The organism is Mucilaginibacter mallensis, assembly GCF_900105165.1.
In the GTDB taxonomy this organism is placed as follows: Bacteria; Bacteroidota; Bacteroidia; order Sphingobacteriales; family Sphingobacteriaceae; genus Mucilaginibacter; species Mucilaginibacter mallensis.
In genome coordinates this window covers 4,184,444-4,199,835 of the sequence record NZ_LT629740.1, presented here as the reverse complement: position 1 = coordinate 4,199,835, position 15,392 = coordinate 4,184,444, and the positions used below count along the sequence as shown (strand labels likewise).

General features: G+C 42.5%; 11 protein-coding genes and 2 riboswitches. Of the genes, 4 read left to right on the top strand and 7 right to left on the bottom strand.

Going from position 1 to position 15,392, the window contains the following annotated elements; genetic code table 11:
* Nucleotides 1-240 precede the first annotated feature (240 nt).
* Nucleotides 241-1,185 (top strand): DUF6515 family protein, encoded by a 945-nt coding sequence (locus BLU33_RS16835; RefSeq protein WP_091375582.1) that lies wholly within the window; start codon nt 241-243, stop codon nt 1,183-1,185.
* A 124-nt stretch (nt 1,186-1,309) separates the two neighbouring features.
* Here the strand turns inward: BLU33_RS16835 and BLU33_RS16830 are convergent, their stop codons facing one another.
* A complete protein-coding gene (locus BLU33_RS16830; protein WP_232009317.1) occupies nt 1,310-3,769 on the bottom strand; it encodes an AsmA family protein in 2,460 nt (819 codons plus the stop codon).
* A gap of 81 nt (nt 3,770-3,850) precedes the next feature.
* Nucleotides 3,851-4,735 carry an alpha/beta hydrolase gene (locus BLU33_RS16825; RefSeq protein ID WP_091375575.1) on the bottom strand — a complete coding sequence of 295 codons (885 nt, stop codon included), beginning with the start codon at nt 4,733-4,735 and terminating at the stop codon, nt 3,851-3,853.
* A gap of 171 nt (nt 4,736-4,906) precedes the next feature.
* A riboswitch (cobalamin riboswitch) is annotated at nt 4,907-5,112 on the top strand.
* Between the two features lie 157 nt (nt 5,113-5,269).
* Between BLU33_RS16825 and metE the strand changes: the two genes are divergently transcribed.
* The 3 genes from metE to BLU33_RS16810 all read left to right on the top strand — a co-directional run bounded on the left by metE (nt 5,270) and on the right by BLU33_RS16810 (nt 8,780).
* On the top strand, nt 5,270-7,573 hold the full coding sequence (gene metE / locus BLU33_RS16820) for a 5-methyltetrahydropteroyltriglutamate--homocysteine S-methyltransferase (RefSeq protein ID WP_091380739.1): 2,304 nt from the start codon (nt 5,270-5,272) through the stop codon (nt 7,571-7,573).
* Between the two features lie 218 nt (nt 7,574-7,791).
* Nucleotides 7,792-8,178 (top strand): acyl-CoA thioesterase, encoded by a 387-nt coding sequence (locus BLU33_RS16815; RefSeq protein WP_091375572.1) that lies wholly within the window; start codon nt 7,792-7,794, stop codon nt 8,176-8,178.
* A 98-nt stretch (nt 8,179-8,276) separates the two neighbouring features.
* Entirely contained in the window at nt 8,277-8,780 is a 504-nt protein-coding gene (locus BLU33_RS16810; RefSeq protein WP_091375569.1) for a DUF695 domain-containing protein, read from the top strand.
* 1 nt (nt 8,781) lies between these two features.
* Here the strand turns inward: BLU33_RS16810 and BLU33_RS16805 are convergent, their stop codons facing one another.
* The 5 genes from BLU33_RS16805 to sucD form a co-directional block, all read right to left on the bottom strand.
* Nucleotides 8,782-8,994, bottom strand: a complete 213-nt coding sequence (locus BLU33_RS16805; RefSeq protein WP_091375566.1) for a cysteine-rich CWC family protein — start codon at nt 8,992-8,994, stop codon at nt 8,782-8,784.
* 121 nt (nt 8,995-9,115) lie between these two features.
* Entirely contained in the window at nt 9,116-11,488 is a 2,373-nt protein-coding gene (locus BLU33_RS16800; RefSeq protein WP_091375563.1) for a ribonucleoside-diphosphate reductase subunit alpha, read from the bottom strand.
* 119 nt (nt 11,489-11,607) lie between these two features.
* Nucleotides 11,608-12,582 (bottom strand): ribonucleoside-diphosphate reductase small subunit, encoded by a 975-nt coding sequence (locus BLU33_RS16795; protein WP_091375560.1) that lies wholly within the window; start codon nt 12,580-12,582, stop codon nt 11,608-11,610.
* Nucleotides 12,583-12,692: 110 nt separating this feature from the next.
* Nucleotides 12,693-12,904, bottom strand: a riboswitch (cobalamin riboswitch).
* A gap of 289 nt (nt 12,905-13,193) precedes the next feature.
* On the bottom strand, nt 13,194-13,559 hold the full coding sequence (locus BLU33_RS16790) for a methionine-R-sulfoxide reductase (protein WP_091375557.1): 366 nt from the start codon (nt 13,557-13,559) through the stop codon (nt 13,194-13,196).
* A 546-nt stretch (nt 13,560-14,105) separates the two neighbouring features.
* Nucleotides 14,106-14,981 (bottom strand): succinate--CoA ligase subunit alpha, encoded by an 876-nt coding sequence (gene sucD, locus BLU33_RS16785; RefSeq protein WP_091375555.1) that lies wholly within the window; start codon nt 14,979-14,981, stop codon nt 14,106-14,108.
* Between the last annotated feature and the right edge of the window lie 411 nt (nt 14,982-15,392).

Here is a 15,392-nt window from a genome sequence, read left to right as displayed (position 1 = left end):
TTAGGTTATACCCATAGCATATCCTTGAACGTAACATATCTATATCAATTAATTATTAGTCAGTCATTTTTATTTTTTAAAAGAATAATCATTTATATTTACTACTATAATGCCCTTTTTTAAAGTATTCACGGTTTATATAATGTGTGTACTTTGCTCATTTTAAAAGTATATTACCTAACCAAGTATTCGTCTCCTGAATTAATAAAGTTCCTCTATAAAATAAATAAGAATGATTTTATGAAAAACAACTATCAAAAATACCGGCATACAAGGATACTGGCGTTAATGCTGTTATTTGTATTGGGTACAGTAACAAGCGTTTTCGCGCAAAGAAAAGGGGGTAATAGCGGAGGAGGGCATTCAAAACCTAGTCCGCAACGTCCATCACCAAGTCGTCCATCGCCGGGTCATTCACCAAGTCCGCAGCGGCCGTCGCCAAGCAGGCCAACACCAAGTCGCCCGTCACCGGGTCATTCACCAGGCCCGCAGCGGCCGTCACCAAGCAGGCCTACTCCAAGCAGACCATCGCCTGGCCATTCAACAGGTCCGCACCGGCCATCAACCGGACATAGGCCCGGGGGAAGTGTGCATAGACCAGGTTATAATAATGGCCATAGAGTAGTAGCTGTAAGGCGCAATGTATATCGCCCGTATACAAGGCCTCCGCGTATTTATGGCGGCCGCAGGTATTATAGCTATCACCCATATTTTTACCATCCATACCGTCCTTATTATTGGGGACCTTCATATCATCCATGGGGCTTTTTTATAGCTGCAATTGCTACAACCGCTATAATAGTAAGTGTTGAAAGTCATCATTATCATTATGATCAGGGTGTTTATTATGCACCATCAAACGGAGGTTATACTGTAGTACAGGCGCCGGTTGGGGCTGTAATTACAACGCTACCGCCGGGATATCAAACGGTGACAGTAAGTGGTTCGGGGGGCACAACCGTTAATAATTATTACTACGGCGGCACTTATTACGAAAGGGAATCAGCTGGCTATAGAGTTGTGCCGCCTACAGCAGGAACTATAATTACTAATATGCCTGCAGGTGGTAAGGAAGTAAAAATGGGCGATGTAACCTATGTACAGGTTGGCGACACTTATTATCAGCCAATACAGCAGAATGGGCAGAATGTATATGAGGTAGTTGATGTAGAAGCAGTGAATTAAATTCAGTAACAATTGAATTGTATAGTTTATACATAAAAAAAGAAAGTCCGGCATATTTGTCGGGCTTTCTTTTTATACTAATTTGAAACTTCAAATAGAAAACCGCAATGAGAGGTTTATGCTTTTACAACAGTTTTTTATCCCTATTACGACCTATTTTTACTTTTCCTGTCCCATCATCCTTAGCACGCAGGTGTACTACTATACCTTTATTCCGTTTTTTGGCACGTTCAGCAGCATCGGTAATGGTTGAATCCTTGCCCGGGTCTCTTAAAGGAATATCAATAGTGATATCCGTTCCGTTTGTTAATCCGTAAACTCCGGCGACATCAGCATTGATTAGGCTTGAGGTGATCTGGAAGGGATGGATGGTTACCATGCGGTTGTGGATCTCAAAGTGCGCATCGAGTAAGGGTATAGATATATTATGCAGGTTACGGAATGGAAAGGCAAATTTACCGATGCTTATCAGCGGCTGATAATTTATTAACACGCCATTTTGTAAGTTAATATCCATTGTGCCATCAACTGATCCGGGCACAAGCGCACCTGCATTATTTACCAGCCCGCTGATGTTTGCCTTTGCCGATAAAAAGCCTTTCAGATTTTGGTCGGTAAGATCTTTTAACCCGAAACTATCAAAGGCATAAAAAAACTCGCGCACATTAACCTTTGAAATGGTGGTATTTACCGTAAAGTGGTTCTGCGTATTACCCTGTACCAGGGCGGCATCCATTTTTAATGAACCACCTGCATGTTTAAGGCTCACATTGTTCAGTTGAAGCCCATCTTTTGAAAAATGCAGGTCGGCGGTGGCATCAGTAGCCAAAAATTTAAAGTAATGCACATTTGCAGCCCTTATATGCATGGTAGCTTTTGCTTTGTTTAAGGCTACACTTAACTGTTTAACAACATTGCCACTGTTGGCTGGGTTTGTTTGTTTAGCTTTTACAGAAACTATCGCCGCCGAATGCTTGCTGTTCAAAAATCCTAAAAACTCACCTAGATAAAGTTGCGGACTATTAATCTGCCAGTTTACCAGTATTTTCTCAGGGGCATTGTAATACAGGTTTAGGAAATTATCTATGCGGCCTTGCATCAATACAATGCTTTTGCCGCTTTGGAGGCGGATATTATTTAATATAAGGTTGTTATTGGTAAAATCGAGCGACAAAGAGGTGTTTCTAAAGGTAAGGTTACGGGGCACGTATACGATATCGGAATTTTTTAAATTGATATGACCTGCAAATATGGGTTTGTTTATCCTGTAATTAACAATATCGGCATTAAAGCGCAGTGCCATTTCTGCCGTACCGCTATTGAATTTTGTTACGCCAGCCAATAAATAATTAAGATCAGCAGCGGGGAAATTAGCCCTGAAATTACCTGCTGCTATAGGCTTAATAAGGTTAATAATGCTACCGGTATCTATGGCAAATGGTATATGGTTATAAGTGCCTGTTAAGTGGGCCAGGCGGATAATAGAATTTTCGTCGCCGTTTTCCTTGCCTTTGGCATAGGTGTTATTGAACACGCCTTTAAAGCTGCAATCATCAATAACACTACCTGGGATGGTGAGCCTGTTATGGTTTACGTCGGCAGTTATATACAGGTACGGGTCGCCGCCACCACTAAAGCTGCCCGCTATTTTAGCGTCGACACCGATAGGGGAATCCATATTAAACATATTAAGCTTGAGCGAAATATTTGGCGTAACCAATTGCGAGGCATGCGACCATAACAACTGGGGCGCGGTGATGTGAAAAAGAAAGCTTGCCGGTTTTTTACCTACAGCAAAGCGTGCAATTATGCCAAAATCATCACCGCCTATGGTGAAATTGCTGGATGTTACATTAATATTCCCGGTTTTTTGATTGTAGCCTGCCGCCAGATCGCCACCAAGCACCTTGTCTTTTATAAAACTACCATGACTGGTGCTAAAAGCCATGCTTTTAGCCAGCACATTCAGATGCAGATTAGCGGTCCATCCACTATCGGGAAAATCCATTTTGGCCCTCAACTCACTTACGGCAAAGCTGAAAAGTTTTTTAGCCTTCTGATCGTCGATAATAAAGTTTACATTTTTGAGGCTGAACTTGCCCAGCTCGGCAGATGAACTGCCTTTGCTTTTATTATCTTTTTTGGTACTGCTCTTTTTGAAGATGGAAGTATTGCTGTATCCTGTACTATCGGTATAAAGATCAACGCTGGCACCGTTAATATCAATATGTTCAACACTAATGGTGCCTTTTAATAAGGCGGCAGTATTAACAACAACATCAAAGCTTTTGGCATCAAGCAATGTATGGTGGTGCTGCGCCCATTGTTTATCTTTTAATGATACATTTTTTAAGGTGAGTGCAAAATCGGGGAAACTGGTAAAAAATGAGGTCTCAATACTGCCAACGTTTATTTTACCATTCAGGTTTTCATTAAGCTTCTGGGTAAGCTGAGTAAGCACCTTTTCTTTATGACTGGAAACATATATGGATAAGCCCACTAATATCAGGATGATCAGCAGCAGTAAAGCCCCAATAATTTTTAGTGATGTTTTTAACCAGGCAGGCATATATAAACTTAACAATAAATATAGTGTTAAGTTTATATAATTATTTGATTCATAGCGTAAATAGTTGTAAAAGCCGTTGAGGGATGGATGCTCTTTTTAAAAAGTAGTGTTGAACAACCAATTTTGTAATAGTTTGGGATATCCTGCTAAATCACCCTCTGTTATTCTCATGCCGTAGCCGTGCCCGCCTTTGGGGTACAGGTGTATTTCAGAGGGCACTTTGAAATTTTTAAGTTCAGAATAATAGGTTAAGGCATTTTGTACATCAATGGGGTCGTCCTCGGTTTGTACAATAAACGTTGGTGGGGTATTGTCTGTTACCTGTACCTCGGGGGCAAGTTTTGCTGGGTCGGCGTTACTTTTTAAATAAGCAGGATATATTAGTACCGCAAAATCAGGCCGGCAGTTTACAGCATCGGCAGCATCAACCTTTAGATATGTTCTTTGTGTATTGTTATTACTTAAAGCAGCGGTAAGATGCCCTCCGGCCGAAAAGCCTAATATGCCGATATGATCCGGCTTGATATTCCATTTAGCGGCGTTGTACCTTACCAATCCCAGTGCCCGTTGCGCATCCTGTAAAGGCAATTCATACCTTAACTTGCCTCCGGGAGCCGGAACCCTGTATTTTAATAGGACAGCAGTAACACCTATAGAGTTTAGCCAGGTGCAGATCTCTGTTCCTTCCAAATCCAGAGCTAATATGGCATAGCCACCGCCTGGGCATACAATCACCGCTGTACCATTCGGGTTTTTAGGCACATAAATTGTAATTGTCGGGTCGCTGATATCGGCCAGGCGGATCACACCTTTGCCACCAGGTTTATTGTCGGTAGCTTTGGTTGCATCATGTTCAATTAGTTTATGCCCGTTTGCGGTATCAATGAGCCTGTTTTGCGGCCATAAATGAATAGGGGTTGGTATTTGAGCTTTTGCAATAGTCATGGTAAAACAAGCGAGCAGTAATATACAGTTTTTCATTTGTTAAGAATGGTAGATAGGTTAAATGATAATTGGAGCAGCATTTTCTACTACACAAATATAAATTAATCAGGCGCTATTTTAGTACTTCGGTTAGTTGGATTTTGCACTGCAGCGTTTAAAAATATACACCCTATAAGTTTAAAGCCTATATTTGATGCCAAGTTCTTTACTTTATTTTCAACAGTGAGGTTTCCGGGTCTATTAGATCCGGGATGAAAAAGGAACCGTGTGTAAATCACGGGCTGTCGCGCAACTGTAAGTAACATAAAAGGTTGTTGCCTTTACCATGTCCATTGTCTGATGCTCCCAAGCAGGATGAGAAGGACGGCAACAACGTTACAAGCCAGGATACTTGCCCCCTGTTTAAGACAATGCTTTCGCGTTTTGAAGCAGTAGTCAGAGCATAAAGGATACTTATGGCATTTTTGCCGATGTATTACTTTGTCTTTAATTACCATTTCCCGAAAGCATACCGAAAACCGTAAGGAGCATTAATTCAAATTAATGTTTAACCAAAAAAGTTTTATGCGTATGCTCAAAAACAATCTTGGGTACCCTCGTGTAGGGGCCCATCGTGAACTCAAAAAGGCCAGTGAACAATACTGGCAAGGTAAAACAGGCAGGCAAGAGCTGTTTGCCGCCGCCCGCAAAATCCGTGAAGAAAACTGGAAGTTGCAGCAGGAGGCAGGCATCGACCTGATCCCTTGTAATGATTTTAGCTTTTATGACCAGGTGCTGGATACATCGCTGATGCTGGGTGTTATCCCACAGCGATACACGGATGTATTGGCTAAAAACAGCCAGAACTCCGAGATCGACCTGTATTTTGCCATGGCAAGAGGCTATCAAAAAGATGGACTGGACATTACCGCCATGGAAATGACCAAATGGTTTGATACCAATTACCATTACATCGTACCTGAATTTACAGCCGATCAGCAGTTTAGGTTATTCTCTGACAAAGTATTTGAGGAATTTAACCTGGCGAAACAAATTACAGGCAGTACGCCTAAACCGGTATTAATTGGCCCGGTATCCTATCTTTTATTAGGTAAGGAAAAAGAAGCAGGTTTTGATAAGATCGACCTGATTAAAAAGCTAGTGCCTGTTTATGTGGAGATATTAACCAAATTAAAAGCACAAGGCGCGGTTTGGGTGCAGCTGGATGAACCATTTTTGGTGATGGATCTGACCCAAAAAGAAAAAGACGCGTTTACCTATGCCTACAAAGAGATCAACAAACAATGCCCTGAAATTAAGACCCTACTTACTACCTATTTTGAAAATCTTAATGACATCTCTTTAACCGTTAATCTACCCGTAAATGCCCTGCATATCGACCTTGTAAGAGCTCCTGAGCAATTGAATGATGTACTTGTTCAATCGCCTGAGAAATTGATCCTGTCACTTGGTGTGGTTGATGGACGCAACATCTGGAAGAATGATTATATCCGTTCGTTGGGCCACATTAAAAAGGCGATAGCCGTTGTGGGTAAGGACAGGGTGATGATAGCGCCGAGCTGCTCATTGCTGCATACACCGTTTGACCTTGATCTGGAAACAACCATCAACCCGGAAATAAAAAACTGGATGGCCTTTGCCAAACAGAAACTGAACGAGGTAAATGAACTGGATAAAATTTTAAGGGACGATAATGAGCTTTTACATAATAACCTGAAAGCGATATCGAGCAGAAACCTTTCTAAGCTCATTCATAAACAGGAGATCAAAAAAAGGGTAGAGGCTATTACAGAGGCTGATGCTAATCGTGCCAGTCAATTCATCGCAAGGCAAAAAATACAGCAGGATAACTTTAAGCTGCCATTATTCCCGACAACTACAATAGGTTCTTTTCCGCAAACGGATGATATCCGCCAGTTAAGGTCGAGATTGAAAAAAGGTGAGCTTACCACAGAGCAATATGATGCTGAAATAGAGAAAGCCACTATCGCCGCCATTCGCTGGCAAGAAGAGATCGGTTTGGATGTTTTGGTACATGGTGAGTTTGAGCGTAATGATATGGTGGAGTACTTCGGCGAACTGCTGGATGGCTTTTTATTCACCAAAAATGGCTGGGTGCAAAGTTATGGCAGCAGGTGTGTTAAACCGCCCGTTATTTATGGCGATGTAAGCCGCCCGAATGATATGACCGTGCGCTGGAGCAGCTTTGCCCAGGCAAATACCGAAAAATTAATGAAGGGGATGTTGACCGGTCCGGTTACTATTCTGCAATGGTCGTTTGTTAGGGATGATCAGCCAAGAGCAGAAACTACTAACCAGATAGCGTTAGCTATACGCGACGAAGTGGTGGCTTTGGAGCAAGCGGGTATTAAAGTGATACAGATTGATGAACCTGCCATTCGCGAAGGATTGCCATTACGTAAAGCGGATTGGGCTGCCTACCTGGATTGGGCTGTAAAGGCATTCCGTATTTCGGCAAGCGGGGTGAAGGACGAAACGCAGATCCACACGCACATGTGTTACAGCGAGTTTAATGATATTATTGAGCACATTGCCCAAATGGACGCGGATGTGATCACCATTGAAACATCGCGCTCGCAAATGGAACTGCTGGAAGCATTCTCTGATTTTAAATACCCTGCGGAGATTGGCCCGGGTGTGTATGATATTCACTCGCCGCGTGTGCCAACGGTTGAGGAAATGGTGAGTTTGCTTGAAAAAGCTGCCGCGATATTACCTGTTGAAAACCTTTGGGTAAATCCTGACTGTGGACTAAAAACCCGTAAATGGCCAGAAACACAAACCGCGCTTGAAAATATGGTAAAGGCAGCGAAAGCCGCAAGAGAAGTATTTAGTAAGCAGGTGGTTAATTAATACTAAGCCGAGCAGTAACTACATATGTCATTGCGAGCGATAGCGCGGCAACCTCGTCGCTTGCCTATTGAACGCGACGAGGTTGCTTCGTCGTTCCTCCTCGCAATGACATATAGTTTAGATTTCGCTGGTCGACCCTCTCTCCCGTAAACGGGAAAGAGGGTTAAGGCAGTTTACTTTTTTAATAATATTACTGTGCGGCTTTTATCTTTACAACAATGGATTTAGAACAAAGAATACAATTGGCCGAAACACGCATTTTTAAAGCTGTTTTCCCGAATACTACTAATCACTATGATACCCTTTTTGGCGGTACTGCCATGGCTTTAATGGATGAAGTAGCATTTATAACGGCTACCCGTTTTAGCCGTAAAACGATGGTTACAGTGTCATCAGACAAGATAGATTTTAATATGCCCATCCCGTCAGGAACTATAATAGAACTGGTTGGGAAGATATTGCACATTGGTAATACCAGTTTAAAGGTGTTAGTAGAAATCTATGTAGAAGAGATGTATGCTTTTGGCAGGCAGAAAGCAATTACCGGCTCATTTACCTTTGTGGCGATAGATGAGCATAAACAGCCGGTAAAAGTGGTGGATTGATTATGCTCAAATATAGTTTGAACTAATTAAAATGGAAAGAACTATACAGAGACCCCATTAATTTCTATATTTTTAGAGCCTAAGACTTATCATATTTAATGAAATTATCAATCGTTATAATGGCTGGATTTTTATCATTGATTTTTGGCGATAAAAGTCAAAACAAACAAGCTGTTTATCCTCCTGAAAAATTTTCTGTAGTTCAAGCTAAATTGAGCAATGGTAAACCGGTAGTTGGATCAATTAATATGGCTTACAAAAATTACCCAATGGCTGCAAAATATCCATGGTGTTTGACGATAAATATGGCGTTGGATTTGAAAAACGTTAGAAAAGACGGGCTACCGCTTCAATCAGAGTCGGATATTGCTAATAAGTTTGAAGATCAATTAATAAAGGAGATCAGCAAATTAGCCACGGTGCATTATATAGGTCATCTTTACAATGATACATTCCTGGATATATACGCCTATCTTGATAATCCTGAAAAAGTAAATCAATACTTACAAAAGGAAGTTAATAAAGAAGGGGTTACACGTGGTTTCAGATATGAGATTAAACAAGATCCTAAATGGAGTGTAGTGCAACCATTTTTGAGATAGATTAAGAATTTATTCCCATCATAACTTTATATTCTTGCTGCAAAACCAGCAGGCAATCGGCGCACAAGCAACCATCATAATTTTCACTCACATACTGGGTTTCATTCAGCGTAAGCTGAACCGTACTGCACTGGCATTTGGTGAATGAATTGGCTTTACATTCAAAGGGTGCTTTGCAACGTTCGCAGTGTACGGTTTCGTGTTTGGGATGCATTTTATTAAGTCCGAAAGTTGGTAAGACAGAAAGTCCGAAAGATAAAAAATAAAAAGACCGGAAGTTGGAAAAGTCTTTACTTTCTGACTTTTCCGACTTCCGGTCTTTCCGACTAAATAATTTATGCTGAGCAGGTTACGCAGCCTTCTTCCATTGAGCATGATGGGCCTTCAGGTACATCATTGGTTAGCTCTGCTACTGTTTCTGGTATTACAGCGTCCATGTTTTTGCCGCCCTGGTTCTCTACAGTAAACTTAACCGCTTGTGATGCAGCTTGAGTACGCAGGTAGTACATGCCGGTTTTTAAACCTTTCTTCCATGCGTAGAAATGCATTGAAGTTAGTTTCGACGCGTTTGGCGCATTGATGAACAGGTTTAATGATTGCGACTGGCAAACATAAGCACCCCTGTCGGCAGCCATATCAATAATGCTGCGCATTTTTATTTCCCAAACGGTTTTGTATAGTTCTTTAAGTTCAGTTGGGATCTCTTCAATTTCCTGTATTGATCCGTTTGCGGTGATGATCCTGTCTTTCATGGCAGTGTTCCATAAGCCAAGGTTTACCAGATCGCGCAGCAAATATTTGTTTACAACGATGAACTCACCGCTTAATACACGACGGGTGTAGATATTTGAAGTAAATGGCTCAAAACATTCGTTGTTACCCAATATTTGTGAAGTTGATGCAGTTGGCATAGGTGCAACTAATAATGAGTTACGTACACCATGGTTCATTACATCTAAACGCAGGTTTTCCCAATCCCAACGGCCGCTTTCAGGTGTTACGTTCCACAGATCAAACTGGAACTGACCTTTTGACAATGGAGAACCTTTGAAAGTCTCATATGGTCCGTCTTTTATAGCCAAATCTTTTGAAGCTGTCATAGCCGCGAAATAGATGGTTTCAAAGATCTCTTTGTTCAGTTGTTTAGCTTCTTCGCTTTCAAACGGTAAACGCAACAGGATGAAAGTGTCAGCCAAGCCTTGTACGCCTAAGCCGATAGGGCGGTGGCGCAGGTTTGAGTAACGTGCTTCTTCAACCGGGTAGTAGTTATTGTCGATAACCGTATTCAGGTTTAATGCTACCTGGTAGGTTACTTCGTATAATTTATTGTGATCGAAAACACCGTTCTGGATATAACGTGGCAATGCTAATGAAGCCAGGTTACAAACAGCAACCTCATCTTTAGAAGTATACTCCATTATCTCGGTACAAAGGTTTGAGCTTTTTATAGTACCTAAGTTTTGCTGGTTTGATTTGCCGTTGGCAGCATCCTTATATAATAAGTATGGTGTGCCGGTTTCTACCTGTGCATCTAATATGGCAAACCAAAGTTCCTGTGCTTTTACAGTTCTGCGGGCGCGGCCTTCTTTTTCGTAACGCTCGTAAAGGTCCTCAAACTCTTTACCCCAGCAATCAGCTAATCCCGGTGCTTCGTGCGGGCAGAACAGGCTCCATTCTTCATTGGCCTCAACACGGCGCATGAACAAGTCAGATACCCAAAGAGCATAGAACAAGTCGCGGGCACGCATTTCTTCCTTACCGTGGTTTTTACGCAGGTCTAAAAAGTCGAACACATCAGCATGCCATGGCTCTAAATAAATAGCGAAAGCGCCTTTACGTTTACCACCACCCTGATCAACATAACGGGCCGTGTCATTAAACACCTTCAGCATTGGGATGATACCGTTGCTGGTACCGTTAGTGCCGCTGATGTAAGAACCTGTTGCACGCACATTGTGGATGCTTAAACCGATACCACCAGCGCTTTGTGAGATTTTGGCAGTTTGTTTAAGCGTATCATAGATGCCATCGATGCTGTCATCCTGCATGGTTAACAAAAAGCACGACGACATTTGTGGTTTTGGCGTACCTGCATTGAACAGGGTAGGCGTGGCGTGGGTGAACCAACGCTCGCTCATCAGGTTATAAGTTTTTATAACGCTGTCGACATCCGCTTTGTGGATACCAACTGATACGCGCATAAATAAATGCTGCGGGCGTTCAACTATTTTACCTTCAATTTTTAACAGGTATGATTTTTCAAGGGTTTTAAAACCGAAGTAATCAAAACCGAAGTCACGGTCGTATATAATGGTGCTGTCTAATAATTCAGCGTTATCTTTTATTACTTCCCAAACATCGTCAGCAATTAATGAAGCATTTTTACCGGTTTTTTCGTCGATATACTCATGCAGCTTACGCATGGTTTCTGAGAACGACTTTACCGTATTTTTATGCAGGTTTGATACCGCTATACGCGATGCCAACAAAGCATAGTCGGGGTGTTTGGTCGTTAACGAGGCGGCAGTTTCGGCAGCCAGGTTATCCAGCTCGGAGGTAGTTACCCCGTCATACAAACCTTCGATCACTTTTTTGGCTACATCTATCGGATCAACCAAATTAAAACCATAACACAGCTTCTCGATGCGTGCGGTTATCTTGTCGAATTTTACTGATTCTCTTTTTCCGTCTCTTTTAATTACAAACATATTATTGGGTATTTAGTAGCTAGTATCAAGTAGTAAGACTTTTTACTTCGCTTAGTTAATATTCTATTTAATGCTGTAGCTATATCCTGATACTTGATACTAGCTACCTGATACTATCCTTAAAAGTCATCATCCAGTGAAAAACTTTTGCTGTCTGCCGTAGCATTCAGTACGCCACTTTTCTGGTAGTCGCCTACGCGTTTTTCAAAGAAATTGGTTTTGCCTTGCAGGGATATCATCTCCATAAAATCAAATGGGTTTGATGCTCCATAAACTTTGTCGTAACCCAGTTCACCAAGCCATCTGTCGGCAACAAACTCAATGTATTGGCTCATTAATTTTGCATTCATACCGATAAGGTTTACCGGTAAGGCGTCGGTAACAAATTCTTTTTCTATTTCAACCGCGTCGGTAATAATTTTGGTTGCAGCTTCTTTTGAAAGTTTGTTCTCCAGCATGCGGTATAATAAGCAGGCAAATTCGCAATGCATGCCTTCATCGCGCGAGATGAGCTCATTGCTGAAGGTTAAGCCCGGCATTAAACCACGTTTCTTTAACCAGAAGATAGAGCAGAAGCTACCTGAGAAGAAGATGCCTTCAACCGCAGCAAAAGCAATCAGGCGTTCGGCAAATGTGCCATTATTGATCCATCTTAATGCCCACTCTGCTTTTTTATTTACGCATGGTACGGTATCAATGGCGTGGAACAAACGGTCTTTTTCAGCCGGATCTTTAATATAAGTGTCGATCAGCAGGGCGTAGGTTTCAGAGTGGATATTTTCCATCATGATCTGGAAACCGTAGAAGCAACGTGCCTCTGGCAATTGTACCTCGCTCATGAAATTGATGGCTAGGTTCTCGTTCACAATACCATCGCTGGCAGCAAAAAAGGCAAGTATGTGCGAAATGAAATGTTTTTCGCCGGCATTCATGGTTTCCCAATGTTTCATGTCGTCGGAGAGGTCGATCTCTTCGGCGGTCCAGAAACTGGCTTCACATTTTTTATACATTTCCCAGATAGCGGGATACTTTATTGGAAGGATAACAAACCGGTCCTTGTTCTCTCTTAGTAATAATTCGTTTTCCTGATTCATATTTACCTTTTGTTATTTTATTTGGGTGTCGACAAAAGGCAGTGAACCGCCTGCGTTCATGATTGAAGCTACGGTAGACTTATCTTTTGGCAAAACCTTATTCGTGAAAGTTTCGTCAAGCTATGCAGGCAGGTGTCTGGCTTTGTAGTTGAAAGTTGTGAGTTGAAGGTTGAAAGTAAAGTTTGGTATAGCTAAATTTTACTTTCAACTTTTAACATTAAACTTATTACTAATCACACAGTTGCACGTCAGCCCATGATTTTAACATGGTTCCCTTTTAATGCCGGCAATAAAACCGGTAACCCTTATAGCGCTTGAAAGAACTTATAATCCAAAGATAAGGCATCCTGCTTTTATTGTGTTAGTGATAGTTTTTAACAACAGGTACAAGTTGTTAACAGTTGACTTTATTGAGTTGATTTAATGAGTACTTGGCTGGGTTTGTAAAGTTATTAGTGAGGTTAACCTTTGTTTTGATTGATTGTATCAGTTACTTACGCGCTTCGTTGACTCACCCGGTCGTTGCTTCGCTCCTATACCCTCTCTGCCGCAAGCGGCAAAGAGGGTATAGGAGCAAGTGCTGATCAAACTCCCCTTTAGGGGCTGGGGGCTTATTTTACCAGTGGCACAAATTTCATACTCACCGAATTTACGCAATGCCTTACATTTTTTGGTGTGAGGTATTCGCCTTCAAATACGTGGCCGAGGTGTGCTCCGCAATTGGCGCATACGATCTCCACACGGCGACCGTCGGCATCGGGTACGCGTTTTACAGATCCTAGGATCTCGTCGTCAAAGCTTGGCCATCCGCAGTGCGATTCAAATTTGGTAGCTGATTCATACAAAGGCGTATCGCAGCGTTTGCACACGTAAACTCCCTCAGCCTTGTTGTTTAATAAAGAGCCGGTGAACGGCCTTTCAGTACCCTTATGCAGTATAACCCATTCTTCGTCGGGTGTTAATTTATTATATTCCATTGTTAATTATTGAGTTATTGATGTAGTGAATTAGTGATTTCACTGTACATAAATATACGACAATTTTAGGGGAGATTATGTTTGCCGGGAGGATGTTTACAATGGGTTGACGGAGTAATATTATGGTTGAAGAAACGCGTCATTGCGAGGAACGAAGCAATCTAAAACTGTGCAGAGCGAACTTTCATACTGCTTACTTTCCTCATGGTATCGCTTGTCGCTAAGACGTCACTTTTTGTCTTGATACAAAAAGTAACCAAAAAAATCAAGTCAGCCGGAATGCTTCTTTGCGCACCCGGCCTTTGCCCTGCAAAACAGGCAGAACCTGGGCTGCAATATTTTGCCCCTTACTGCGCTCGCTTTTTTCTCTGCTTCTGCAAAATTTGCTATGCCCTGCAGCCGCCCTAGCCCACCATCGTTCTGCCCGTTTTCGGCTGAAGCTGTCCGGTTGACGGATTGCGGAAAATTATATCAAACAAAAAATCCCAGCCATACGACCAGGATTTTAAATATGTTTACTCGTTCCCCCTTTAGGGGGCTAGGGGGTTATAGTTTAGCTAATTCCTCTGCCATGGCAGCGCCAATTTCGGCAGGAGATTCAACTACGCGGATACCACACTCGCGCATGATCTTCATTTTAGCAGCAGCTGTATCATCGGCACCGCCAACAATTGCACCCGCGTGGCCCATACGGCGGCCCGGAGGCGCTGTTTGGCCTGCAATGAAACCTACAACCGGCTTAGTGCCGTTTGCTTTTATCCAGCGTGCAGCTTCAGCTTCCATGCCTCCACCAATTTCGCCTATCATAATGATGCCGTGAGTTTCAGGGTCGTTCATCAATAACTCAACCGCTTCTTTGGTTGGGGTTCCGATGATCGGGTCGCCACCAATACCTATAGCTGTAGTGATACCTAAACCGGCTTTTACAACCTGGTCAACGGCCTCATAGGTTAACGTTCCTGATTTTGAAACTACACCAACGTTACCTTTTTTGAAGATGAAGCCTGGCATAATACCAATTTTGCTTTCATCAGCAGTAATAATACCCGGGCAGTTAGGGCCTATCAGGCGTGAATCCTTATCGGTAAGGTATTCCTTAACCTGGATCATATCCTTGGTTGGGATACCTTCGGTTATACAAACAATTACCTTTATACCTGCTTCGGCAGCTTCCATAATAGCATCAGCGGCAAAAGCCGGTGGTACAAATATGATAGATACATCTGCGCCGGTTTTTGCAACCGCGTCGGCAACTGTATTAAATACAGGCCTGTCAAGGTGCTGTTGTCCACCTTTACCAGGTGTAACACCGCCAACTACCTGTGTTCCGTACGCTATCATTTGTGATGCGTGGTAGGAGCCTTCAGTACCGGTAAAACCCTGAACAATAACTTTAGAATCTTTATTTACAAGAACACTCATTGTAGTTTTTCTATTTAGTAGCGCAAAGCTAAAATTATTGACCCTAAAGTCAAATTAAATTTAGTCGCGATTGCGTTACATGTGATTTTTTTTACAATTGGTGGGTTTTTTTGATTTCGGATTTCGAATGTTCGATTTTGGATTTGGAATTTCCAGTTCCCCTCTTGAGAGGGGTTAGGGGTGTGTTATGCGCTGGTGAAGTACACTAATCACTTAATGAGGGCATTGCCTGCGGCCCGGGCTGTTCAGGGCTGCGCTTCGCTCCGGCCCTCCTTCGTCGGGCTAAACCCTTACCATCCCTAATGCGGAACTTCGACGCGCTCCGTTTACCCCCTCCGTCTCCTTCGTCGATACCTCCGCCTAAGTTTAGGGGAGGGCGGGAGGTCGGGTGAGGTGGGGGGATAAACGCGC

Excerpts from the sequence above, each read along its gene's own strand:
- BLU33_RS16835 (WP_091375582.1), top strand. The coding sequence starts at position 241 with ATGAAAAACAACTATCAAAAATACCGGCATACAAGGATACTGGCGTTA.
- BLU33_RS16825 (WP_091375575.1), bottom strand. The coding sequence starts at position 4,735 with ATGAAAAACTGTATATTACTGCTCGCTTGTTTTACCATGACTATTGCA.
- metE (WP_091380739.1), top strand. The coding sequence starts at position 5,270 with ATGCTCAAAAACAATCTTGGGTACCCTCGTGTAGGGGCCCATCGTGAA.
- BLU33_RS16815 (WP_091375572.1), top strand. The coding sequence starts at position 7,792 with ATGGATTTAGAACAAAGAATACAATTGGCCGAAACACGCATTTTTAAA.
- BLU33_RS16810 (WP_091375569.1), top strand. The coding sequence starts at position 8,277 with ATGAAATTATCAATCGTTATAATGGCTGGATTTTTATCATTGATTTTT.
- BLU33_RS16805 (WP_091375566.1), bottom strand. The coding sequence starts at position 8,994 with ATGCATCCCAAACACGAAACCGTACACTGCGAACGTTGCAAAGCACCC.
- BLU33_RS16800 (WP_091375563.1), bottom strand. The coding sequence starts at position 11,488 with ATGTTTGTAATTAAAAGAGACGGAAAAAGAGAATCAGTAAAATTCGAC.
- BLU33_RS16795 (WP_091375560.1), bottom strand. The coding sequence starts at position 12,582 with ATGAATCAGGAAAACGAATTATTACTAAGAGAGAACAAGGACCGGTTT.
- BLU33_RS16790 (WP_091375557.1), bottom strand. The coding sequence starts at position 13,559 with ATGGAATATAATAAATTAACACCCGACGAAGAATGGGTTATACTGCAT.
- sucD (WP_091375555.1), bottom strand. The coding sequence starts at position 14,981 with ATGAGTGTTCTTGTAAATAAAGATTCTAAAGTTATTGTTCAGGGTTTT.